This is a genomic window from Frankia sp. AgKG'84/4 (genome assembly GCF_023242965.2).
Taxonomy (GTDB): domain Bacteria; phylum Actinomycetota; class Actinomycetes; order Frankiales; family Frankiaceae; genus Frankia.
The window spans coordinates 1-21,840 of sequence record NZ_JALKFU020000007.1 but is presented as its reverse complement, the minus strand read 5'-3'; the positions used below and the strand labels follow the sequence as shown (position 1 = coordinate 21,840).

The following is a 21,840-nucleotide window of genomic DNA, read 5'->3' as shown; positions in this document are numbered from 1 at the left end:
GACGTCGAAGTCAAACAACTCGCCGGGAACCTCGCGGAGTCGTCGCGGGGTACACAGCAGCCTCCCGGCGGGGACGTCGTGCACAGCCGTGGCGGCCATCCGCCGGAGGGAGCTCGCATGTCTGTATCCACTGGTCCGGAGATCTACTATGACCCGTATGACGCGGGCATCGACGCCGACCCGTACCCGGTCTGGCGCCGCATGCGCGACGACGCGCCGCTCTACTACAACGAGAAGTTCGACTTCTACGCGCTGAGCCGCTTCGCCGACGTCGACCCGGCCCTGTCCGACTGGGTCACCTACCGGTCCGGCAAGGGTTCGGTCCTGGAGCTCATCAAGGCCGACATCGAACTTCCGCCGGGCCTCATCCTGTTCGAGGACCCGCCCGTGCACGACGTGCATCGCAGCCTGCTGATCCGGGTGTTCACCCCGCGGAAGATGAACGCGCTGGAAGGCAAGGTCCGGGAGTTCTGCCGCCGCAGCCTCGATCCGCTGGTCGGCAGCGGCGGTTTCGACTTCATCCGCGACCTCGGCGCGCAGATGCCGATGCGCACGATCGGCTTCCTGCTCGGCATACCCGAGGCCGACCAGGAAGCGCTGCGCGAGAAGATCGACGAGGGCATGCGCCTGGACGACGACAACCCGGACGGGCCGGCCCCGGCAGACCTGGCGCTCGCCGCGGTGAACGAGCTGTTCTCCGAGTACCTCGACTGGCGCAGCGAGCACCCGTCGGACGACCTCATGACGGAGCTGCTCACCGCCGAGTTCGAGGACGAGACCGGCACCACCCGCCGACTCAGCCGGGAGGAGGTGCTCACCTATGTCAACCTGCTGGCCGGCGCCGGCAACGAGACGACCTCGCGGCTCATCGGCTGGACCGGCAAGGTCCTCGCCGAGCACCCCGATCAGCGTCGCGAACTCGTCCAGGACCGGTCGCTGATTCCCGGGGCGATCGAGGAACTGCTCCGCTACGAGGCGCCTTCGCCCGTCCAGGCCCGCCTCGTGGCCCGCGACGTGACCCACCACGGGCAGACGGTCCCCGAGGGCAGCGCCATCCTGCTGCTCAACGGCTCGGCGAACCGCGACGGGCGGCAGTTCGCCGACGCTGACGCCTTCGACATCCACCGGCGGATCCCGCGCCACCTCAGCTTCGGCTACGGCCCGCACTTCTGCCTGGGCGCGTCGCTCGCCCGGCTGGAGGGGCGGGTCGCGCTCGACGAGGTCCTCAACCGCTTCCCCGAATGGACCGTCGACGAGGACAACGCCCGCCAGGCGCGCACCTCGACCGTCCGTGGCTGGGAGCGGCTGCCGGTCCTCGTCGACTGACCGCACCGACCGGATATCCCGACCTGGTGGCGCCGGCGCGCCGACGTCTTGGCGCGCCGGCGTCCCGGCGCGCCGGGACGTCAACGGCCGGACGGAAACCCGAGATCGATGGCACTCGGGGTGGCATCGGGCCACCTCGAGGTGACCACCTGGGGTCGGGTGTGGAACCGGATGCCCGCCGGTCCGTAGATCGGACTGTCGCCGAACAGGGACGCCTTCCAGCCGCCGAAGGAGTGCCAGGCGACCGGCACGGGGATCGCGACGTTCACGCCGACCATGCCGACCTGGACATCACGCTGGAACCGCCGGGCCGCGCCGCCGTCACGGGTGAACAACGAGACGCCGTTGCCGTAGGGGTTGGCGTTGACCAGCGCGACCGCCTCCTCGTACGTGGCGACGCGCACCACCGCCAGCACCGGGCCGAAGATCTCGTCGTCGTAGATCCGCATGCCCGGCCTGACCTGGTCGACCAGCGAACAGCCGAGGAAGAACCCGCCGGCGGGGACGCCGACGGGCGCCGCGGCGCCGTCGACGACGACCCGCGCGCCCTCCTGTTCGGCGCCGGTGACGTACGAGCGAACCCGGTCGCGGTGCGCCGCGGTGATCAGCGGTCCCATCATCGACGCCTCGTCGTCGCCGGGACCGACGACGATGTCCGGGATCCTCGCCGCGATCGCCGCCACCAGCGGGTCCGCGGCGGCGCCGACCGCGACCACCACGGAGATCGCCATGCAGCGCTCCCCGGCCGAGCCGTACCCGGCGCTGATCGCGGCGGCCGCGGCCCCGTCGATGTCGGCGTCCGGCAGGACGACGAGGTGGTTCTTCGCCCCGCCGAGGGCCTGCACCCGCTTGCCGCCGCGGGCCGCGGTCTCGTACACGTGGCGTGCGACCGGCGTACTGCCGACGAACGAGACCGCCTGCACCCCGGGATGGGTCAGCAGCGCGTCCACCGCCGGGGCGCCACCCTGGACCACGTTCACGACGCCGTCCGGAAAGCCGGCGTCGGCGATCAGCCCGGCGAGGCGAAGCGACGCGGACGGGTCCCGTTCCGACGGCTTGAGCACGAAGGTGTTCCCGCAGGCGATGGCGCTCGCCAGCATCCACAGCGGCACCATCACCGGGAAGTTGAACGGGGTGATCCCGGCGACCACCCCGAGCGGGCGCGCCACCGTGTGCACGTCGATACCGCGGGAGACCTCGGCGCTGTACTCCCCGCGCAGCAGCGCCGGAATCCCGCAGGCGAACTCGACGCTCTCCAGCCCGCGGGCCACCTCGCCGAGCGCGTCGGAGTGGACCTTTCCGTGTTCCCGGGTGACGATCGCGGCGAGTTCATCCTGGTGCCGCTCGATGAGGTCGCGCAGCCGGAACAGCAGTCCGGCCCGCCGACTGAGCGTCGAGTCGGACCAGTCGGCGGCCGCCGCCGTCGCGGCGCGGACGGCGTCGTCGACCGTGGCTTCGTTCGCCAGGCAGACCTCGGCCGCCCGTTCTCCCGTCGCCGGGTTGTACACCGGGGAGAACGGGCCGCCGGTCGCGACAGGCTTTCCCGCTATCCAGTGGCCGATGGTCTCCATGTCATCCCGTCTGTGTGTCAGGCCGGTCAGGTGGGCTCAGAGCCGGTACAGCTTTTTGGCGTTTCCACCCATGATCTTCTCGCGGGCGGTGGTGGACAGGGTCGCCATCTTCGGCGCCACGGACCCCAACGGGTCCGGATACAGGCAGGTCGGGTGCGGGAAGTCGGTCTCGAACAGGATGTTGTCCTCGCCGACCGCCGCCACTAGGTCGGGCAGTCGGTCCCCGTTACGCTCGAACCAGAACGTCGCGTAGATGTTGCTGCGGAAGTACTCCGACGGCTTCCGGCTCAGCTTGGCGAGCTCGGCCGGCGCGTTCTCGTTCATCTCGTAGTCGAGCGTCTCGAGGATGAAGGGAATCCAGCCGACCCCGCTCTCGACCGAGACCGTCCGCAGCTGCGGGTGGCGGTCGAAGATGCCGGCGAGGATGAGGTTGGTGACGACCCGGGCGTTGCCGATGAACAGCAGGCTGCCGCCGATCGCGAGCTTGGTGTCCGCCGCCTGCGACGCCCACGGGTAGTGCCCGTAGAACGTCATCGCCGTGACGCTCGCGCCGATGTGGAAGTGCACCGGCAGCTGTGCCTGCGCACACAGGTCCCAGAACGGGTCCCAGGCCGGGCTGGCCAGGTCGGGCCCGCCGAGGTCCTGCGGGTCGGAGGTCATGTTCACGCCCCGCGCGCCGAGGGCCGCCACCCGGCCCGCCTCGCGGACGCAGGCATCGACGCTCCAGGCCGGCATCAGCGGCAGCGGCAGCAGCCGGTTGCCCGAGTTCTGCTGGATCTCGGCCATCCCATCGTTGTAGACCTCGATCGCCAGGGTGGCGAGGGACTCCTCGGCGCCCGCGACGCCCTGCCCGCCCAGCCCGATGGTCGACGGGAAGATCACCTGGGCGTCGATACCGATCTCGTCGAGCACCTTGATGCGCTCGACCGGGTCGTAGGCGCCGACATGGACGTCCTCGGTGGTCCACTCGGTCAGGACCTGGGCGGACTGCGACTTCTGGCCATCGCGGCCGATCACCGCTCCGGCGCTGAAGATGCCCATGGGCTGTCCGTCGAAGACCCACATCCGGACGCCGTCGACCGTCTCCACATGGGGCATGCGGTCGCGGTAGCTCGCGGGCGCGCGGCTGGTGAACAGGTCGGCGGGCTCCGACCAGTGCGAGTCCGCGTCGACGATGTATGGTGCGATCGCGTTGTTTGACATAGACGTCAATATTAATAACGGTCACAGTATTCCGCAATGGCTAGGCTTCGACTACTCCCCGCGACCCTGAGGACGGCGATGGATATCGATCTTGACGCGATGCTCGGTGTGCTGGCGCTGAGCCGCCTCGGCGAGAACCGCTACCAGGCGGAGAACCTCTCCCTCGGGGGCCCGGTGGTGTTCGGCGGCCAGATCCTGGCGCAGGCGATCGTCGCCGCGGCCAGCGGGCTGGACGGCCTGTCGGTCACGACGCTGCACACGGTGTTCGCCCGCGCCGCGACGGGGGCGAAGCCGCTGGAGATCGACGTCGTCCCGATCCACCGAGGCCGTTCGTTCGCCAGCGCCACGGTGACCTTCCGTCAGGGGGAGCGGGTGTGCGCGCAGGCGACGGCCCTGCTTTCCGCCGAGGCACCCGACCTGATCCGCCACGGCGACACCTGGGCGAGCGCCCCGCCGTCAGCGCCGCCGGCCGGCCGGCCGGCCCGCGGCCTGCGGACCGAGATCGCCGACGGCGTCGACATCGACGATCCGGACCTGGTCGGGCCGCCCGACCTGGACGTCTGGAGCCGTTGGGGCGGCGCCCCCGACGACCCGGCGACCAGCCGGGCACTGATCGCGTTCGCCACCGACAGCTTCCTCGTCGCCACCGCGATGCGTCCCCACCTCGGCGTCGGGCAGTCCCAGGCGCACGTGACGCTCTCCACCGGCGTCCTGAGCCACACGATCACGTTCCACCAGCCGTGCGACGCCGGTTCCTGGCTGCTCCTGCGCCAGCACAGCGACTTCGCCGGCGCCGGCCGCACCCACGGCCGAGGTGAGATCTTCACCGCGGACGGCCAGCTCGTCGCCTCCTTCACCCAGGACGGCATGATCCGCCCGATGCCAGGCGGGAGCGCCCACGCCGGCCGGCTGTGACCGAGGCGCCGGGTTCAGGCGCTGATGGGCCTGGTACCGGTGGTAACGCTGCGGATCTCCTCGACGATGGGCTCGAACAGCTCTCGTGGAAAGGCATGGCCCATGCCGGGGTAGAGCGAGAACCGGGCGCCGGGAATGCGGGCGGCGGTGTCTCGGCCACCCCGCCAGCGAATGAGCGGATCATCCTGGCCGGAGATGGCCAGTGTCGGGGCCGTGATCGTGGCCAGCCGTGGGCGGCGATGCGCGCGGGCCGCGGCGAGTTGGCGCTGGGTGGTGGATGGGTCGCGAGGGTGCCGCTCGTGGCTGACCCGGGCCGCCTCGCGGGCCCATTGTTCGGGAAATGGATAGCCGGGCGAGGCAATGGCGCGGTAGATGGCGAGCAGGGCCTCGATCTGCTCCTCGTCCGAGGAGCCTGGTCTGATCCGGGCCAGGGTGCGGAACACGCCGGGCCGGAGGTAGCGCAGAGTGCGTATCGGCCCGGCGTCCGCGGGCAGGCCCATGCAACTGATGAGAGTGCGCACCCGCTGCGGATTCTCCGCCGCCAGGGCCTGGGCGATGCCCGCGCCCATCGAGCCGCCGAGGACGTGCGCACTGCTCCACCCCACGGCATCCATGACGGCGAGGGCATCGTCGAACATGTCCCGGGCCGTGTACGCCGGCGGGACGCGTCCGAAGTAGGCCTTCCAGGGGCTCGGGCGTCGCACCGGGTCGAAGTGGCTGGACAGGCCGGTATCGCGGTTGTCGAACCGGACGACGGCGAAGCCGGCATCGACGAGCCGGGCGATGAACTCCTCCGGCCACCACACCATCTGGAAGTCCAGGCCCATCACCAGGAGCAGCGGCTCGGCGAGGACCGGATCGCCGAATACCTCGTAGGCCAGGCTCACGGCGCCGTTGTGCGCGTACCGGATGTCGTCTGCCATCTCGTGCCCCCTCCTCGGCCCCCAACTGTGAACAACGTTAACAGTTAGACTGGCGTGTGGCCACAGCCGGGAACGCGCGATCTCCGTCGGAGCGTGGGTCGCGGCCCGGCCCCGCGCCGTCGCTGACGGTGCGGGGCGTCGCCGCCGTCGCGATCGACCTCGCGGATGCCCGGGGCCTGGCCGCCGTGACGATGCGCTCGCTCGCGAGCGCGGTCGGGGTGAGTGCCCCGGCCCTGTACCGCTACGTCGCCTCGCGCGACGAACTCGTCCGCCACATGGTCGATGTCGTCTCCGCGGAGCTGGAGCACCCGCCGCCGAGCGGGGACTGGGTGCGTGACTTCACGGTTGTCGCCGAGCGCCAGCGCGTTCTGTTCCGCGCGCATCCCTGGCTCGTCGAGGCGGTCGCCTCACTGCGGATCATGGGTCCGCACGTTCTGGATCATCTCGACTGGGGTCTGGCCGTGCTCGCCGAGGTACAGGTGCCGCCGACCCGAAAGATGGAGGCGATCGCCCTCGCGAACGGCGTGGCGGCGCTGTTCGCCACGCCATCCCAGCCCGTCGGGCCGCAGGCGTTCGCCCCACTCGATGCCGGCCGGCACCCACGCCTCGCGGCGCTGCTCGCCTCGGCCGCCCCCACCCCGCCCTCCGCCGACCTCTTCGAACGGGTCCTGGAAGGCGTGCTGCGCGCAGCGCTGCAGCAGTAGTCGTCGTTGGGTTCGCTCTGTCGTGCGCGGCACGCCGGGTGGATTCGCGGTCGTAGCGCTGTCGCATCCGGCAATCCGAGCAGAGACCACCGCCGCGCCGCCCAATTCTTTCCGGGCCGCTATTGGCCGAAGGTGTACCGGAGATTGGCATTGATCAGCTGGTTGAGGCGTTTGCGCAGGTGACCGGTGACGCTCCCGTCCGGGATGGGCTCGTCGACGTACAGGGTCCACCGCAGATCGGTTCCCCCATCCCGGCTTCCCGGCAGATCGAAGTGAATCGTCGCCGCCGGGCGGCGTATCCACAAGGACGACCAGACCAGTTGGCTCGGTGACGTCGCGGACAGCACACGCGGACGCTGCTCGTCCCGCAGCAGCATCAGCCATGGCCGGGCCGGATCGCGATCTGGTTCCGTCAGGGCCTCGAAGACCACATGGGGTGGTGCCGGCTGAGCTCGCCGCCGACTCCCAATCTCGATCATGCGGCCACCCTAAACTGCGGCGACCTACCCGGCATCCGATTTTTCGCTTCGGCCCGTGGCGTGCTCCCTTGCCGCGTCCGGGTGATTCGCCGCATCATCTGGTGCTGTGGACGGTGCGATGGTAGATCCGTCCGGGGCCTCCGCCTGGAGCGACGCTGCAGCGGGCTGGGGCAGCGCCCGGCGGCCCGACCTGGCTGAGGTGGTCACGTACCTCGAGATGACCTCACGTGACCAACTACGCCCAGCGTTGGCGAGCCCTCGGTCGGTGGCACTGGAACTACTCCCGCCCGGCTCACCGCTTGTCATGCAACGACGGAACGACCCTCGATCATCCACATGCCCTGCCGAACTACCTGCGCCGCGGTTTCCGGCCGTGTCATTTTCGGCATCGCGGCGCACGCTCCTGAGCTGTCAACAGCTCCATGTCGACTCCACCCAGGTGGTCCCACATGCCGAAACTATCGCGAGGAAAGGCAACCTAATTCACGGCTGTTTCTTATTGGGACTTGACCGCCCGTGAGGCCGCCTGCACCCGGTCGCTGGACGGTTCGATGTAGCGGTAGTCGCGAGACCGGAGGTAGTTGAGGAAGTCCGGGTCGGGTGCTATGTCGTGCTCTCGTAGGTAGTAACTGGTCTCCGAACTCCAGACCCACTCGCCATCGGTCTGGTAGATGAGTGGCACCTTCTCCGGTCTGGCGGGATCAAGGATGTCCTCTGCCGGGCTGCGGAAGGTGAGGACGGTTGCTCCCTGGTCCAGATATGCGAGTAGACGATCCCGTTCCTCGCCGGGCGGCAACGCTGCGCGTCCTCGAAAAACCGGAGAGTCGCCATCCATGCCGTCGAATATTTTGGCGAATCTGATTCCATCAATTATCTCGGCCACATACCCTCATTTGTCATCTGGAAGAAACGTGATCCACTTGGCCTGGTCCGTCGGAGGCCGCGCCTGACGGTGCGTCGAACCCGTGGTGTGGGACCGTGCCGACGTTCGGGTCTCGGGTCGTCCCGCAGCTCGCCTGGCGGGCGGATCGTGCGTGTGTGGCGACCATGGGGTATTGAAAGGTGCCTGTCGGTTCGCGAGCCGGTGGGCGTGTGCCACGTATCGAGAGTCCGGAGGATTCATGTCGCAGCACTCCCAGGAGGCGCCGGAAGGTACCCATCGGGTGGTGCCGTCCCCAGCCGGGCGGACCCATCTGGTCGAGTACGGCGAGGGGCCGCTGGTCCTGTTCGTGCATGGTTTCCCCGAGTCGTGGTATTCGTGGCGGCGCCAACTGCCCGCCGTGGCCAGCGCGGGATACCGTGCGGTCGCGATCGACGTCCGTGGCTACGGGCGCTCCTCCAGACCCGGCGCCCTCGACGCGTACCGGATGACCGAACTGGTGGCGGACGCCGTAGCGGTCGTGCACGCGCTCGGCGAGCAGAACGCGGTGATCGTCGGTCACGACTGGGGTTCGCCGATCGCCGCGAACTCGGCGCTGACCAGGCCGGATGTCTTCCGCGCGGTGGCGCTGCTGAGCATTCCCTACTCCCCGCGCGCCGGCCACCGGCCCGGCGAGTCCTTCGCGCGGCTGGGTGGCGACACGGAGTTCTACGTGTCCTACTTCCAGGAGCCCGGCCGCGCCGAGGCCGAGATGGAACCGGACGTCCGCGGCTGGCTCGCCGGCTTCTACGCGGCCCTGTCGGGCGACACCCTGCCGCCCGACCCCGCGGCGCCGTTCTTCGTCAAGCGAGGCGCGAAGATGCGGGACGGTTTCCCGGTGGGCGCGGTGCCGAGCTGGCTCACCGACGACGTGCTCGACTTCTACGTCGGGGAGTTCGAGCGCACCGGCCTCACCGCGGGGCTCAACCGCTATCGCAACATGGACCGGGACTGGGTGGACCTCGCCGCGTACGACGGCGCCCCGATCACCGTCCCGGCGCTGTTCCTGGGCGGCGGACGGGACGCCGTCACCACGTGGCTGGCCCCCGCGATCGAGGCGCACGCCACGACACTGCCGGGCCTGCGCTCCTCGCACATCCTCGAGGAGGGTGGTCACTGGATCCAGCAGGAGTGCCCCGACGAGGTCAACAGGATCCTGATCGACTGGCTCGCCTCGCTGCCCTCCTGACCAGCCTGACCCGGCCGGCCGGCCGGGTCAGGCGACCGGTCGGCCGGGCCGAGCCAGACGCGAGGGTCAACCCTCGCGAGCCTCGCGCAGACGGCCGCGATTGACCTTGGTCGCCTCGCTGCGCGGAATGGCCTCGACCAACTCGATCGTCTTCGGCACCTTGTACGGCGTGAGCCGCTCCTTCGCGTAGGCGATGATCTCCTGCGCGGTGGGCGGCGCCGCCTGGTCGGTGGGCTCGATGATGGCGTGCACGCGCCGCCCCCATTCGGGGTCGCGCAGCCCGATGACAACGACGTCGGTGACCTTGGGGTGTTCCATCAGGGCCTTTTCCACCTCGGCCGGGAACACGTTCGCGCCGCCGGAGATGATCAGGTCGTCGCGGCGGTCGATCAGATAGAGGTAACCCTCCTCGTCCAGGTAGCCGACATCGCCGACGGTGCGAAAACCGTCCGGGGTCGCTTCGAGCTGTGGTACGTCGCCGAGGTAGGTCGAGCCGCCGGAGTCCTCCGACCGCAGGTAGATCTGTCCGGCCTCGCCGGGGGGAACCGGGTCGCCGGCGGCGTCGACGATCCTGATGTCGGTGCCGGTCCGCGGTCGGCCGACGCTTCCCCGGTGCGTCAGCCACTCGTCGCAGCGCAGCATCGTCAGGCCGAGGCCTTCGGTCATGCCGTAGGACATGATGATGCGTTCCGCGCCGATCAGCTTCACCCACATGTCGACGACGGACGGCGGCATCGGCGCGGCGCCCTGCAGAATCCAGCGCAGGCTGCTCAGGTCGCGGTCCTCGACGCCGGGCAGGCGGCCCATCCGCGAGAGCATCGTCGGCGTCGCCGTGAAGGTCGTGAGGTGATGACGCTCGATGAGATCGACGGCCAGGCCGGCGTCGAACTTCTCCAGCACCGTGAGGCGGTCCCCAGCGAGCATGCCGTAGAGCGTGGCGAAGGCGTTGACGTGGTACATCGGCGCGAGCACGAGAATGTCCTGCGGCCGCGGAACCGGCATCCACAGCTCGGCGAACGGGGCGTCGAAGGCCTCGAGCCGCACCGCGGGCGTCGTGCTCAGAATGATTTTCGGCGTGCCCGCCGAACCACTGCTGCAGATGCCATGCCCGTGCGGCGACACGACCTCGGGAAGGGCCGGAACCTCGCGGCCCTCGGTGCCCACGATCCAGCCGAGGTCATCGGCGCCGAGATAGACGCGTGGCTCGAGCACCTGGCGCAGCCGGGCCAGCTCCCAGTCCGGCACGTCCCACCGGATCGGGACCGGCACGGCGCCGAGCCCTGACGCCGAGGACGGATGCCAGGCATGGCTGAGCGCTCTGGCATCCGGGTGACGCTGGCTTGGTTCAGCGGCGCACGCGCGCAGCGCAACCGCGTGCAGGCCGGCGGTCAGCGGATCGGTGGCCGCCCTGCCCGTGCACAGCTGTTCAATGCGAAAATCGGCGAACCGCTCGCCGGCCACCAGCCGCCGCCCCCACCGGTACCCGGGCCCCCGTCCGCACCCTTGCCACCTGATGTGGCGATCATGCTACCCGGGGCAGTCGGTGCCCTGGCGACCGGCCCGCTACCTGTCGACGGAGGCGGAGCTGAGCGCCTTGGCGATACCGGGCAGCAGCCGCAGGCATTCGGCGCGCAACCCCGCCACGACCGCCGGTGACGGCGAGGGAGCCGCTGTCGCCCGTCCCACTTTGCGCGCAGCGCCGACCGCGTCGGCCAGCGTCGCGAGTTCCCCGCAGAGCCGGCGGAGCGGATCGCCCTCCCCGGAATGCCCGTCCAACTGGTCTCCGAGCTGGGCGAACGCCCGCATGGCACGGTCGAGCTGGTCCGCGTCGGGCACGTCCTCGAGCAGGACGGCGCTCAGTCGCAGCAGCCGTCGCGCGGCCTGCCGGATCAGCGCCGCCGGCGGCGGCCCGGCGTCGGCGCGCGAGCGCGCCAACTGCGTGCGGACATGCTCGATCCACGGCTCGACCGACGCCGCGACCCACACCGGCCCGGCGGCCAGTTCGTCATCCGGCGGCGGCATCCCGCGGCTCAGTCGCCGCCGCCACACGGTGACGAGCTGGCGATCCACGCCGAGCGAGTCCGCGATCTCCGCGATCCCGTAGTACCGCCGTCCGCTGCTCATCCGCCTCCCATCCGACCTTTTTCCTGACGTTGAGTGTCAGGTCAGCAGTCGTTCCGTGGGTCTCCACGGATGACATCAACGCTATCAGGAAGGACGCTCACCCGGTGGCCATTGACCAAACCCACGGCAGGTCCGATGTCAGGTAAACCGAACCGTCACGCGAAGACCTCGACAGGGCATCGGGCGACGCCGCCGCATTCGATCCGAGCATCGCTGGTGATCAGGGGCAGCCTCAGGGCCTCGGCGAGGGCGACGTACTGGGCGTCATAGGCGCTGAGGTTGTGGTGCAGATCGCGGACCCGTGGCCAGAGGACCAGCGTCTCGTGGCGCACAAGCGGCAGGCGCCGGTAGTCCTCCACGGCCTTCTCGGCCTCCGGCCGGCTGAGCTTGTGGCCGCGGACCATCCCGAAGAGAGCCGAGACCAGCTCGTAGTCGAGCAGTCCTGGCGCGGCGAGTGACGCCAGGCCCTCCAGGCGACGGCGCACCGCCTGCCCCGCCGGACTGTGATCAGTCAACGTCCGGACCAGCGCGGAGCAGTCGATCACGGCCTCGGAGCGGCTCACCGGCGGTTTCGACCCTCGTCAATCGCGGCGAGAATGTCCACGGTGGACAGGTCGGACCGTACTTCTGGCCGGCGCTGCGGCGGTGGCCGTCCTTCTCGGCCTCGGCCGCCTGCGCCTCGAGCTGGTCGGCGACGGCGGCCCACGCGGCCATCAGCTCGCGGGTGCCGACGTCCGCGCCCTGGGCGGCCAGCTCGCGCAGCGGCCGGCACGCGCGGTCGACCTCGTCGATCAGGCCGCCGCTGTTGAGCGTCGCGACGACGCTCATGTTCCAGACGTAGTTGCCGGGAAAGTATTCGAACATCATGACCTCGTCGTGGGATGTCGATCGGGACGGTCAGGTCGTGCTGACCGGCGTCGGTGGGAGGTAGGACGGTCGCAGCGCGTCGGAGACCGCCTTGGCGCCGCCGTGGGAGCTCGCGCCGCCGTCGACGGGAATCTCGGCGCCCGTGACGAACGAGGCGCCGTCGCCCAGGAGGAACAGGACGACGGAGGCGACCTCCTCGGGGGCGCCGGCCCGGCCGAGCGGCGTCTGCGCGATCGAGGCGTCGCGGAACTCGGGGGGCGCGGTCGCGGTCATCGCGGTGTCGATGAAGCCCGGATGGACGGCGTTCACGCGGATTCCCCGGCCGGCGAGTTCGAGCGCCGCCGCGTGGCTGAGGCCGCGGAGGGCCCACTTGCTGGTCGTGTACGCGACCGGGTAGTGGCCCTGCAGCGCGGCGAGGGACCCGATGGTGACGATCGAGGCGCCCGCGGGCATGAGCGGGGCCAGCGCCTGGATCGCGAGCAGCGGGCCGAGAACGTTGACGGCGTGGGTGTTCGAGAAGGCCTCGGGGTCGACGTCGCCCAGGCGTGCCCGCCAGGTGACACCGGCGCAGTTGACCAGCCCGTGCACCGGCTGACCGTCGAGCCCGGCGACGAAGGCGGCCCACTGCGACTGGTCGCGGACGTCGAGTGCGCGCACCCGCGCTGAGGGCCGTTGATCCAGGCATAGCGGCGTGCCGCCGGCCGCCGCGACGGCGGACGCGACCGCCGCGCCAATCCCCGCGGCGGCGCCGGTGACGACGACGGTGCGTCCGGCGAGCGGGAAGGTGGCGAGTCTCATCGTGGCCTCTCAGCGGCGACAGGTTATGGATAGGACTCTTGCCGCCGCCGTCAGGTGGGGGAAACCCGTTCTGGGGATATCTCGTATTCGCAACGCTGATGGCGCGGCAGCTCGCCGCGGCGAACGGCGAGCTGCCGCATTCCTCATTCCTCATTCCTCGCCCGGCCTACCGGGCCCGCCCGGCGCCCGGAAACGCGCGGGCCGCGCCGCGGTGTCAGCAGGACTCCCGCTGGTCGGTCGCGCTCAGTCCACGATGAGCGCGAGCTGCCGGTTGATTGTCTTCGGGTTGGTGTCGCCGGCGACCTTCTGGAGGAAGGGCGTGTGATCGAAGATGAGGTCGCGCACCGGGCGCAGCGGCGCGGGCAGGTGGTGGAAGACCTTGCCGAGCATCCACGCCTGCTGGACCTGGTACGCGGTGTGCGGCTTGCGCGGGTCCTCGTAGGACTGCAGCGCCGTGCGCACGGCGGAAAGGTCGGTCAGATCGAGCCCGCGCAGCGCGCGGCCGATGAAGTAGCCGTCCTCGATGGACATCCCGGCGCCGTACGCGGCGTAGGGCGAGGTCGGGTGGGCGGCGTCGCCGGCCAGCGTGATCCGGCCCTTGGACCACTGCTTGAGCGGCTTGCGATCGCGCAGCACCCAGCGCTGCACGTCGCGCGGTTCGGTCGCCGCGATCAGGCCGGGCAGCGGTGCCGGGAAACCGGTGGCCAGCCGCGTCGCGGCCGCCTTGAGGTCCGGCGGCGCCGGGGCGTCGGGGTCGGTGGCGGTGAGGACCCACCACTGGTTGCCGTCGCGGCCCTTGTGCCGGATCGATGTCCAGCTGCCCTGGACGGTGCGGTTGTGGCTCAGGACGCACATGTTCGGCGTCGTGCCGTCGACCTCGTCGAAGGTGAATCCGCCGAAGACGTGCAGCCGGTGTTCGCGCTTGGGGGCGTCGCCCCACAGCGTGCGGCGCACGAGTGAGTCGATGCCGTCGGCGCCGACCAGCACGTCATGCTCGGCGCTGGAGCCGTCGGAGAAATGGAGCGTGACGGCGCGCTCGTCCTGCTCGATCCGGTCCACCTGCTGGCTGAACCGGATCACGCCCGATGGGACCGCGAGAAGTAATCGTTCGTACAGCTCGGGTCGTAACAGGCCGATGAATCCGCCGCCGAAGGCGGCCCGGACGTCCGGGTCCTGCTTGACGTCGACCCGAACCTTCCCCCGGATGTTGCGGAACTGCGAGTCCGTGGGCGCGCCCAGGTCCTCGATGTCCACGCCGAGCAGACCGAGCGCCTTCAGCGGCGGTGGCCACAGGTTGAGGATGTTCCCGGCCGGCCGGGCCTCGCGGTAGCGCTCGTAGACCGTCACGTCGTGCCCGGCCTTGATCGCGCCGAGCGCGGTCGTCATGCCGGCTGGTCCAGCGCCCAGGACCGCGACCCGGCCGGGAGGAGGGGTGGGACGAGTTGCACTACTCATCACGGGCACCTCGGAAGTGGACAAACAGTAGTATGCACTATTGTTTGAGTAGATTGCCGGGCGCCCGGCCGCGGAGTCAAGCTCTGCCGCGGAGTCAAGCTCTGATGGAGGACTTTCTGGGGAGAATGTGCTGATGGACGAGCTCGGCCGGAGCCCGGCGGCCGACCTGGAGCTGCGCCCCCCGAAGCAGGCACGCAGCCGCGAGGCGTGGCAGCGAGCCCTTGACGCTGGCGTCGCCCTCCTGGAGGAAGACGGGTACGGCGCTTTCACCATCGCGGCCCTGTGTGATCGGGCGCGGGTCGCGCCGCCTTTTCTCTACGCCCGCGCCGCCAACAAGGACGCACTCTTCCTGGCCGTGTACGAGCACGGCGTTGGCCGACTGCGACGCGAGCAGGAGGTCTTCGCCGACGCCGCGCGTTGGGCGCCGCTGGCGCCGGCCGAGCTCGTCCGGGCCGCCACCGCCGAGATGCTGCACATCGCGTTACGCCATCAGCGGTTCCTGCGCGCGATCGTGCTGGTGTCCTCAAGTCATCCGGAGGTGCGGCGCCGCGGGTCCCGCTACGGCCAGGATCTGGGTGAGGGCTTCGCGCGGGTGCTGCGCCCGCGTGCCGCGGCCATGACTCACGACGATCCCGAGGCCGCCATCTGGTCCTGTTTCGCCACCTCTTTTGCCGCCGCGATGATCCGTATCGCGTACGGCCCCGGCTTCGCGACGCCCAACGCCGTCGACGACGAGGACTTCGTGCGCGATCTGGGGGAGACGGCGGCGCGCTACCTGCTGGGCGAGGTCGTTCGCTGAGGGCGCTGAGCGCTTTCTACCGCATGCCCGTGGACGATCGTGGTGTTAGCGTTCACTGCTGTGCAGCCGGTGACAACTGAGGCGGCGGCCGAACCGACCGTCAGCTGTGACCCTCGCAGGTACCGGGCTCAGGCCTGGTGGGGCGAGCGTCTGTTGGCAGAGACCGACGAGGCGCTGCGAGCGCGCGAACCGGGCCAGCTCCCGGTGTTGTACTTCCCCCGCGCGGCCCTACGAGTCGGCCTTCCACTCGGCGCCGGGGCCGCGGTCACCTGCCCGGTCAAGGGCGAGGCCGTCCAGTGGGACCTGGAGGGAACGGTCCGTCGGGTCGCGGCCGGTTGGCACGATCAGGCCAGTGACGCCGAGGTCGACGGTGTCGGCGCGGCCTGGAGCTTCACCGCGCCGGCGCCGGGCCTGGAGTGGCTGGCCGGCCTGGTCGCCTTCGACCACGACCGGGTCCGGGTCGAGCTCATCGACGGCCCCTGGCCCGGCTCGACCGGGTCCGCTGTCACCATCAAGACCTTCCCGAACTGGGGCGACGCCGCCGACCTCATCGACGTCATGGACGTGCGCCCCGACGGGGAGCGGCGGTATGTCAGCACGGCGCTGGCCGACCCGCGCCGGCCGGTCGTCGAGGGCAGCCAGATGCTGGGGCAGGCGATCGTCGCCGCCGGCCGCCACGCGCCCGGTCGGCGGGCCGTCTCGGCGCACATGGTGTTCCACCGGGGCGCCGACGCCCGGCTGCCGCTGGAGTTCGACCTGGAGGAGGTCAGCTCCGGGCGGACGTTCACCACCCTCGTCGTCCACGTCAGCCAGGACGGTCGGCGCCGAGCCAGCGGCACGCTGCTGCTGGACGCGACCGCGCCGGACCTGATCCGCCACGCCGACACGCCACCGCCGACCGCCGGTCCGCTGGACTGCCAGCCCGAGGACATGGCGGTGACCGGCCGGGACATTCGGATGGCCGCCGGCGCCTACAGCGATGATCCCCATGCGCCGGTCGGCCCGCCGGTGATCGACACCTGGGTCCGTTTCCGCGACGTCCCCGACGACCCGTACCTGCATGCCGGGCTGCTCGCCCAGTTCACCGGGCACGTTTCCATCGCCGCCGCGCTGCGCCCGCACGCCGGCGTCGGCCAGGCCGAGGCGCACCGCACGCTGTCGATGGGGATCAGCGCGATCGCGATCTCGCTGCACGGCGATGTCCGGGCCGACGAGTGGATGCGCTACCACCACCGCTCGACGTTCGCCGGCGCCGGCATGACCCATTCGGTCTGCGCGGTGTATGCCGAGACCGGGGCGTTGCTGGCCTCGTTCAGCGTGGACGCGATGGTCCGCGGCTTCGGCGCCGGCCGCTCCGGTGACGGCCGGACGGCGATGTGAGGGAGTTCCGATGAGCCTGACCACCGGCAGCGGGCCGCTCGCCCCGAACCCGGCCGGCCGCTTCAGCGCGCCGGTGCCGGCGGCGGTGGTCTACGTCGAACCGTTCCGGCGCCGCGTGCGGGGGCGCTCCGGCGGCGTCGTCGTGCTCGACAGCGAACGGGTGCTGCTCGTCCACCAGCCGCGGCGGCCGCCGACGTACGCCTTCGCCGCCGCCGACGTGCCGGCGGCGCTGGGTACCCCGGAGCCGGCGGCCCCGGGCTACGTCCAGGTGCCGTGGGACGCGGTGGAGGAGTGGTTCGAGGAGGAGGAACAGATGTTCTTCCACCCGCGCAACCCCTACCACCGGGTCGACAGCGTGCGGACGACCCGTCGGCTGCGGGTCGAGCTCGCCGGCGTCGTCCTGGTCGACACGACCGACACGGTCGGCGTGTACGAGACGGCGCTGGAACCCCGGCTGTACGTCGCCCGCGCGCACGTCCGGACCGATCTGTTGCGCCCGAGCGCGGCCGACACCAGGACCTACTGCCCGTACAAGGGTGTCGCCTCGTACTGGGACGCCGTCATCGGCGACACGGTGGTCGCCGACGTCGCCTGGTCATACGAGCAGCCGCTGCCGGAGTCGACGCCGATCGCCGGCCTCCTCAGCTTCGACGAGACGAAAACACACCTCGAGGCCGACCTGCCGGCCCCAGCCGACCTGCCTTGGAGCCCGTGAGGAGGGCGGCACTCCACGGGACCACGAAAGCTTCCGGAAGACCGTCACTGAAAGTCATAAAAACTGGTGGGAGCGGGTGCGCCGTCAGGGACTTGAACCCCGAACCCGCGGATTAAGAGTCCGCTGCTCTGCCAATTGAGCTAACGGCGCGTTGCCTGCGCGTTCCCTTGCGGTTGCTGCGCTGACATGAAGAACTCTACCAGGTCTGGGTGCGGTCGTGGCAGGAGGGCGAGGGGCTGCTCCGGGGAGGCGACTCTCGGTCGCGGAGGGTGGGAACCGGGGCGAGGCGGCGGAGTGCCCGGCAGGCGGTCCGCGATCCGGGCACCTGGCTGCCGGATCCCAGACCGTGACGGTCGCCTGCCACGTGTGTGTGGCGGCCGTGGCGGCAGCCGCCAGGCGCCGCGCGCCGAAGCGCGCTAGGCGAGGAGTCGGACCTCGGTGTCTCCGGTCAGGTGCCATGACCGTCGGATGAGTGAGAACTCACCCACGGCGATGATCGAAACTTTCTGTTCGTGGGCGCGGATCGCCAGCTGGTAGGCGTCTCCGGACAGGGCCATTTTCACTCGCCGTCGCGTCTGGCCGACAACACCATCAATCACCGCGAATCCGCCTTCTTCGTCCTTCGCCCGTTCCAGTCGGATGACCTGGCCGATGACCTCGTTGCGAGCGACGATCGGGCGCCTTCTCAACGACTGGACGGTCTTCTCTACCTGCTCTGCCTCAGGTCGTGGAACCACAATCCGGCTGGGGATTTCTGGATTGGCTGGTATTGAATGTGAGAACACGAACGAGAGGTCGAGGGAGCGAACTCCCTCCTGCTGCCCCATCGCGCCGATCGATTCAACCATTTCGGCGCTGGTGCCACGCTCGACGGCCTCGTCGAGCGAGATGTTTCCGCTCGGGTCGAGAAGCTCGCGGGTCGCGTCCAGGCCCGTGGCCAGAGTCTCCACCACCTGGCGGGAGAAGGCGACAGGGCCGGAGACGGCCTTCTGTGTTTCGGTCAGCCACGGGGCTTGGGCCTGGTCGAGGGTGGCCGGGTCGGGATCCTCGTGGTGAACGAAGATCGGTAGGACGAAGCTGCCTCGCAGGGTGTGGCCCAGCCTGAGGTCATTGGCCACGAAGTCCGTCGCGGCGCTGGGTCTCCTGCCGGGGTTCGAGGGCCGCGGCCTGATCGCACTGCAGGCGGCGACCAGCATCATGCGGGAGATGCCGGCCAGCAGGATCTGTGCCTCGCCGAGCGGTATGGAGTCGTACGGGGTGAGCTGATCCGCTCGCAGCAGGACGATGTCGTTCTGCGAGCTGACGATTCTCAGGGGAAGCGCATCCTGCTCGATGTGGTGTACCGCGGAAATGGTGCCGAGCGCATCCCGCAGGCGTGGGACGAAATCACGATAAGTCCGGTCGAAGGGGAGCATCAGGCTTGCGTCGAGGCGCACGTTCTCCCAGATGGCACTTACGTCGTGAACATAGCTAGCTCTTTGCCATCCGTTGGAACGTAGGAACGATTCGATCTCGTGGGGATCCACGTCAAGAGGAAGGGGATCCTGGATGCTCGGCGATTCCACGCTCACGGCCTTCCTCCATTCCCTATTCGGTGAAGTATCCCCAGGAGTTGCTCTACATCGTAGTTATTGTGGCGGGGCAGCACTACCGTTTTGGAGGATCCGGTGGTCGCCTCGTGTCCCTCGACGCAGGTCCAGAAGGCGCTGCCCGCCAGGATCATGTGTTCCGGCGTCGTGGTCAGCCACTGGGTGACGTCGTCCGGGACAAGGAGAACGACCAGGATTTTTCGGTTATAGGACTTCGGGTTTCGTAGCGCATCGTAGTGACCGCGTGGCAGTCGCCAGTGCACCCCATCGTCCCGCAGAACGTCCTGGGAGGTGCACTTCATCTGCACATCCACCACGGAGGAGCTATAGCGTCGGTGGCCGGCGACCTGTCGCACGGTGTAGTCGACGGCCTCGACGTCGGACCGCAGCTCGGAGATCGTGCACCGTGCCGCCGCCGCGATCGCGTAGGTGAAGGCGAGGCTGAAGGCCTGCATGCACTCCGACGCGTGGAGCGTGCCGTAAGGGACTCCGGTGGCCGTCCGCATGGGCGGCCACTGATTCGGGCCCGCGGGCTCGGTCGCCACTCCACCCCCTGCGATGCCACCTAACGTCGGCAGATCGACACTATACGTCGCAAGTATGGATTTTAGGGGCGCGGGATCGACGTGCGGCGGCCCGCTTGGCCTGCGGCCTGGGGCGGCGGGGCGTGCTCCGGGGCCGGCGGCCGGGCATCAGACAGGTTGCGGAACTGTTGCAGCGACAGACCACGCCGAAAACCATGGATAGCGGGTCGTGCCGGCTGTCGTCCGACGTACGGTCGGAGACGGAGGGCATAGGCCCGGTCGTCGCCGCTGTCGATCTGGAGGTCCGCCGCGAGCACCGAAGCGTCCCCATCAGCACCTGAGGTGTCCCCGCTCGACCGTGGGGCGCCCCTCTCGCCGTTGCCGATCCGAGAGCAGGATGAGAATCGGCAGCGTGAGCGACCCCTGACGAGCCCCGCCGGCTCTGGCCGAGACGTCGGTGACCCGCGACCCACGCAGGAGACCGGGTGGGTTCGGCGGCTGGGGCGGCGGTTGTGGGTGTATCGCCGCAACACGATTCTGGCGTTCGGCGGGGCGTTGCTCGCGACGCTGGTGACCGCGGCGGTGCCGCTGGTGGAGCGGCAGGTGATCGACAACGTTGTGGTGACGCATCGCCACTCGATCACGCCGTATCTGATCATGTTGCTGGTTTCCGGCGTGGTGATCTTCGGGGCGGCGTTCCTGCGGCGGTCCTTCGGCGGGCGGCTGTCCCTCGACGTCCAGTACGACCTGCGGGATGAGGTGTTCGGCACGATCGAACGGCTCGACGGGGCCCGCCAGGACGCGCTGTCCACCGGGCAGGTGGTGAGCCGGGCGATCTCGGACGTCACGGTCATCCAGGGGCTGTTGTCCTACCTGCCGATGGTGTCGGGCAACCTGGTGCTGTTCATCGTGTCGCTGGTCGCGATGGCGTGGCTCTCGCCGTTGCTGACGTTGATCGCAGTGGCCATGGGGCCGGCGCTGTTCCTGCTCGGGTCGCGGGCGCGGCACACCGTGTTTCCCGCGACGTGGGCGGCGCAGCAGCAGGCGGGCGAGGTCGCCGGCGCCGTCGAGGAGTCCGTCGCGGGCGTGCGCGTGGTGAAGGGGTTCGGGCAGGAGTCTCGCGAGCTCGACCGGGTCGCCGCGCACGCGCGGGTGCTGTTCGCGCTGCGGATGCGGGCGGTGCGGATCACCAGCAGGTTCGCAGCGGCGATGCAGGCGGTGCCGGCGCTCGGGCAGGTCGCCGTGCTGGCGCTCGGCGGCTGGCTGGCGCTCACGGACCGGATCACCCTCGGCACCTTCCTCGCGTTCAGCACCTACCTCGGCGCCCTGATCGGCCCGACCCGCACCCTCGCGGGCCTGCTCACCGTCGGCCAGCAGGCCAGGGCCAGCACCGTGCGGATCTTCGAGATCATCGACTCCCGGCCGACGATCACCGACGCGCCGGACGCGATCACCCTCGGCGAGGCCCGCGGGCTGGTCGAGCTGGACGGCGTCACCTTCGGCTACCAGCCGGACCGGCCGGTGCTGCGCGACGTCAACCTGCGGATCGAACCAGGGGAGACCATCGCCCTGGTCGGCACGTCCGGCTCCGGCAAGTCGACGATCTCCCAGCTGCTGCCCCGCTTCTACGACCCGCAGGCCGGCGCGGTCCGCCTCGACGGCCACGACGTCCGCACACTGACGCTCAGGTCGCTGCGCGCGCAGCTCGGAATGGTCTTCGAGGACAGCTTCCTGTACTCCGACAGCGTCCGGGCGAACATCGGCTACGGCCGGCCGGACGCCACCGAGGAGCAGATCGTCGCCGCCGCGCGGGCCGCCCAGGCCGACGGGTTCATCCGCGCCCTGCCCGACGGCTACGACACGGTCGTCGGCGAGCAGGGGCTCACCCTCTCCGGCGGCCAGCGCCAGCGCGTCGCGCTCGCCCGCGCCCTGCTCACCGACCCGACGGTGCTGATCCTCGACGACGCCACCTCGGCGGTCGACGCCGGCATCGAGGCACGCATCCACGCCACCCTCGCCGAGGTCATGCGCGGACGCACCACCCTGCTCATCGCGCACCGGCGTTCGACGCTGCACCTCGCCGACCGCATCGCCGTCCTCGACGCCGGCCGCATCGTCGACCTCGGCACCGAGGACGAACTGGCCGCCCGCAGCCCCCTGTTCCGCGCCCTGCTCGCCGGCCCCGGCGACACCCTCGCCGAGCAGGCCCCACCCGACCCCGCCGGCACTACGGCCGGGATCGCGCCCGGTGCCGCGGCCGGGATCGAGCCGGCCGTGGCGCTGCCGCCGTCCCAGCAGGGTCCTTCCGGGCCGGCGGCGGCCGTGGGGAACCGGCCCGCGGAGCCTGGGTCGGCTGGTGG

Annotated in this window: 21 protein-coding genes and 1 tRNA gene; 8 read left to right on the top strand and 14 right to left on the bottom strand. The window is 70.2% G+C overall.

Annotated features, from left to right (window positions below; translation table 11 throughout):
* Positions 1 to 117: 117 nt before the first annotated feature.
* The gene (locus MXD58_RS01455; RefSeq protein ID WP_248841069.1) at positions 118 to 1,326 is read left to right on the top strand and encodes a cytochrome P450; all 1,209 of its coding nucleotides are present in this window, start codon (positions 118 to 120) and stop codon (positions 1,324 to 1,326) included.
* A gap of 80 nt (positions 1,327 to 1,406) precedes the next feature.
* On the opposite strand, the gene MXD58_RS01450 is transcribed toward MXD58_RS01455, so the two are convergent.
* Positions 1,407 to 2,897, bottom strand: a complete 1,491-nt coding sequence (locus tag MXD58_RS01450) for a CoA-acylating methylmalonate-semialdehyde dehydrogenase (protein ID WP_248839304.1) — start codon at positions 2,895 to 2,897, stop codon at positions 1,407 to 1,409.
* A gap of 36 nt (positions 2,898 to 2,933) precedes the next feature.
* Complete coding sequence (locus MXD58_RS01445) at positions 2,934 to 4,100, bottom strand: amidohydrolase family protein (protein WP_248839303.1); 1,167 nt, start codon at positions 4,098 to 4,100, stop codon at positions 2,934 to 2,936.
* A gap of 78 nt (positions 4,101 to 4,178) precedes the next feature.
* Between MXD58_RS01445 and MXD58_RS01440 the strand changes: the two genes are divergently transcribed.
* Positions 4,179 to 5,015 (top strand): acyl-CoA thioesterase, encoded by an 837-nt coding sequence (locus MXD58_RS01440; protein ID WP_248839302.1) that lies wholly within the window; start codon positions 4,179 to 4,181, stop codon positions 5,013 to 5,015.
* Between the two features lie 14 nt (positions 5,016 to 5,029).
* Here MXD58_RS01440 and MXD58_RS01435 read toward each other — a convergent pair whose 3' ends face one another.
* Positions 5,030 to 5,938: an alpha/beta fold hydrolase gene (locus MXD58_RS01435; protein ID WP_248839301.1), complete on the bottom strand. Its 909-nt coding sequence runs from the start codon at positions 5,936 to 5,938 to the stop codon at positions 5,030 to 5,032.
* Between the two features lie 128 nt (positions 5,939 to 6,066).
* On the opposite strand from MXD58_RS01435, the gene MXD58_RS01430 reads away from it, so the two are divergent.
* On the top strand, positions 6,067 to 6,642 hold the full coding sequence (locus MXD58_RS01430) for a TetR/AcrR family transcriptional regulator (RefSeq protein ID WP_248839300.1): 576 nt from the start codon (positions 6,067 to 6,069) through the stop codon (positions 6,640 to 6,642).
* A gap of 119 nt (positions 6,643 to 6,761) precedes the next feature.
* Here MXD58_RS01430 and MXD58_RS01425 read toward each other — a convergent pair whose 3' ends face one another.
* Complete coding sequence (locus tag MXD58_RS01425; RefSeq protein ID WP_248839299.1) at positions 6,762 to 7,121, bottom strand: hypothetical protein; 360 nt, start codon at positions 7,119 to 7,121, stop codon at positions 6,762 to 6,764.
* Between the two features lie 496 nt (positions 7,122 to 7,617).
* The gene (locus tag MXD58_RS01420; protein WP_248839298.1) at positions 7,618 to 8,004 is read right to left on the bottom strand and encodes a hypothetical protein; all 387 of its coding nucleotides are present in this window, start codon (positions 8,002 to 8,004) and stop codon (positions 7,618 to 7,620) included.
* Positions 8,005 to 8,242: 238 nt separating this feature from the next.
* Here MXD58_RS01420 and MXD58_RS01415 point away from each other — a divergent pair, with 238 nt between their 5' ends.
* On the top strand, positions 8,243 to 9,229 hold the full coding sequence (locus MXD58_RS01415; protein WP_248839297.1) for an alpha/beta fold hydrolase: 987 nt from the start codon (positions 8,243 to 8,245) through the stop codon (positions 9,227 to 9,229).
* Positions 9,230 to 9,295: 66 nt separating this feature from the next.
* Here MXD58_RS01415 and MXD58_RS01410 read toward each other — a convergent pair whose 3' ends face one another.
* The 6 genes from MXD58_RS01410 to MXD58_RS01385 form a co-directional block, all read right to left on the bottom strand.
* The gene (locus MXD58_RS01410) at positions 9,296 to 10,690 is read right to left on the bottom strand and encodes a class I adenylate-forming enzyme family protein (RefSeq protein WP_248839296.1); all 1,395 of its coding nucleotides are present in this window, start codon (positions 10,688 to 10,690) and stop codon (positions 9,296 to 9,298) included.
* Between the two features lie 102 nt (positions 10,691 to 10,792).
* On the bottom strand, positions 10,793 to 11,353 hold the full coding sequence (locus tag MXD58_RS01405; RefSeq protein WP_248839295.1) for a hypothetical protein: 561 nt from the start codon (positions 11,351 to 11,353) through the stop codon (positions 10,793 to 10,795).
* A 155-nt stretch (positions 11,354 to 11,508) separates the two neighbouring features.
* Entirely contained in the window at positions 11,509 to 11,916 is a 408-nt protein-coding gene (locus MXD58_RS01400; RefSeq protein WP_248839294.1) for a type II toxin-antitoxin system VapC family toxin, read from the bottom strand.
* Entirely contained in the window at positions 11,861 to 12,220 is a 360-nt protein-coding gene (locus tag MXD58_RS01395; RefSeq protein WP_248839293.1) for a hypothetical protein, read from the bottom strand. Before MXD58_RS01395 ends, MXD58_RS01400 begins: the two co-directional genes overlap by 56 nt.
* A gap of 30 nt (positions 12,221 to 12,250) precedes the next feature.
* Entirely contained in the window at positions 12,251 to 13,018 is a 768-nt protein-coding gene (locus tag MXD58_RS01390) for an SDR family oxidoreductase (RefSeq protein WP_248839292.1), read from the bottom strand.
* A gap of 243 nt (positions 13,019 to 13,261) precedes the next feature.
* Entirely contained in the window at positions 13,262 to 14,473 is a 1,212-nt protein-coding gene (locus MXD58_RS01385; RefSeq protein ID WP_248839291.1) for an FAD-dependent oxidoreductase, read from the bottom strand.
* A 133-nt stretch (positions 14,474 to 14,606) separates the two neighbouring features.
* On the opposite strand from MXD58_RS01385, the gene MXD58_RS01380 reads away from it, so the two are divergent.
* The 3 genes from MXD58_RS01380 to MXD58_RS01370 are packed head-to-tail and all read left to right on the top strand — an operon-like array spanning position 14,607 to position 17,367.
* Positions 14,607 to 15,272 carry a TetR/AcrR family transcriptional regulator gene (locus tag MXD58_RS01380; RefSeq protein WP_248839290.1) on the top strand — a complete coding sequence of 222 codons (666 nt, stop codon included), beginning with the start codon at positions 14,607 to 14,609 and terminating at the stop codon, positions 15,270 to 15,272.
* Positions 15,273 to 15,311: 39 nt separating this feature from the next.
* The gene (locus MXD58_RS01375; RefSeq protein ID WP_308301873.1) at positions 15,312 to 16,652 is read left to right on the top strand and encodes a DUF427 domain-containing protein; all 1,341 of its coding nucleotides are present in this window, start codon (positions 15,312 to 15,314) and stop codon (positions 16,650 to 16,652) included.
* A gap of 10 nt (positions 16,653 to 16,662) precedes the next feature.
* Complete coding sequence (locus MXD58_RS01370) at positions 16,663 to 17,367, top strand: DUF427 domain-containing protein (RefSeq protein ID WP_248839288.1); 705 nt, start codon at positions 16,663 to 16,665, stop codon at positions 17,365 to 17,367.
* 77 nt (positions 17,368 to 17,444) lie between these two features.
* On the opposite strand, the gene MXD58_RS01365 is transcribed toward MXD58_RS01370, so the two are convergent.
* From MXD58_RS01365 to MXD58_RS01355, 3 genes are all read right to left on the bottom strand, one after another.
* Positions 17,445 to 17,517 (bottom strand) — tRNA-Lys (locus tag MXD58_RS01365).
* A 266-nt stretch (positions 17,518 to 17,783) separates the two neighbouring features.
* A complete protein-coding gene (locus MXD58_RS01360) occupies positions 17,784 to 18,938 on the bottom strand; it encodes a hypothetical protein (protein WP_248839287.1) in 1,155 nt (384 codons plus the stop codon).
* Positions 18,935 to 19,411 carry a DUF4365 domain-containing protein gene (locus MXD58_RS01355; protein WP_248839286.1) on the bottom strand — a complete coding sequence of 159 codons (477 nt, stop codon included), beginning with the start codon at positions 19,409 to 19,411 and terminating at the stop codon, positions 18,935 to 18,937. Before MXD58_RS01355 ends, MXD58_RS01360 begins: the two co-directional genes overlap by 4 nt.
* Positions 19,412 to 19,996: 585 nt before the next feature.
* On the opposite strand from MXD58_RS01355, the gene MXD58_RS01350 reads away from it, so the two are divergent.
* Positions 19,997 to 21,840: ABC transporter ATP-binding protein (locus MXD58_RS01350; protein WP_250608989.1), on the top strand; the 1,844-nt coding region annotated here is incomplete at its 3' end.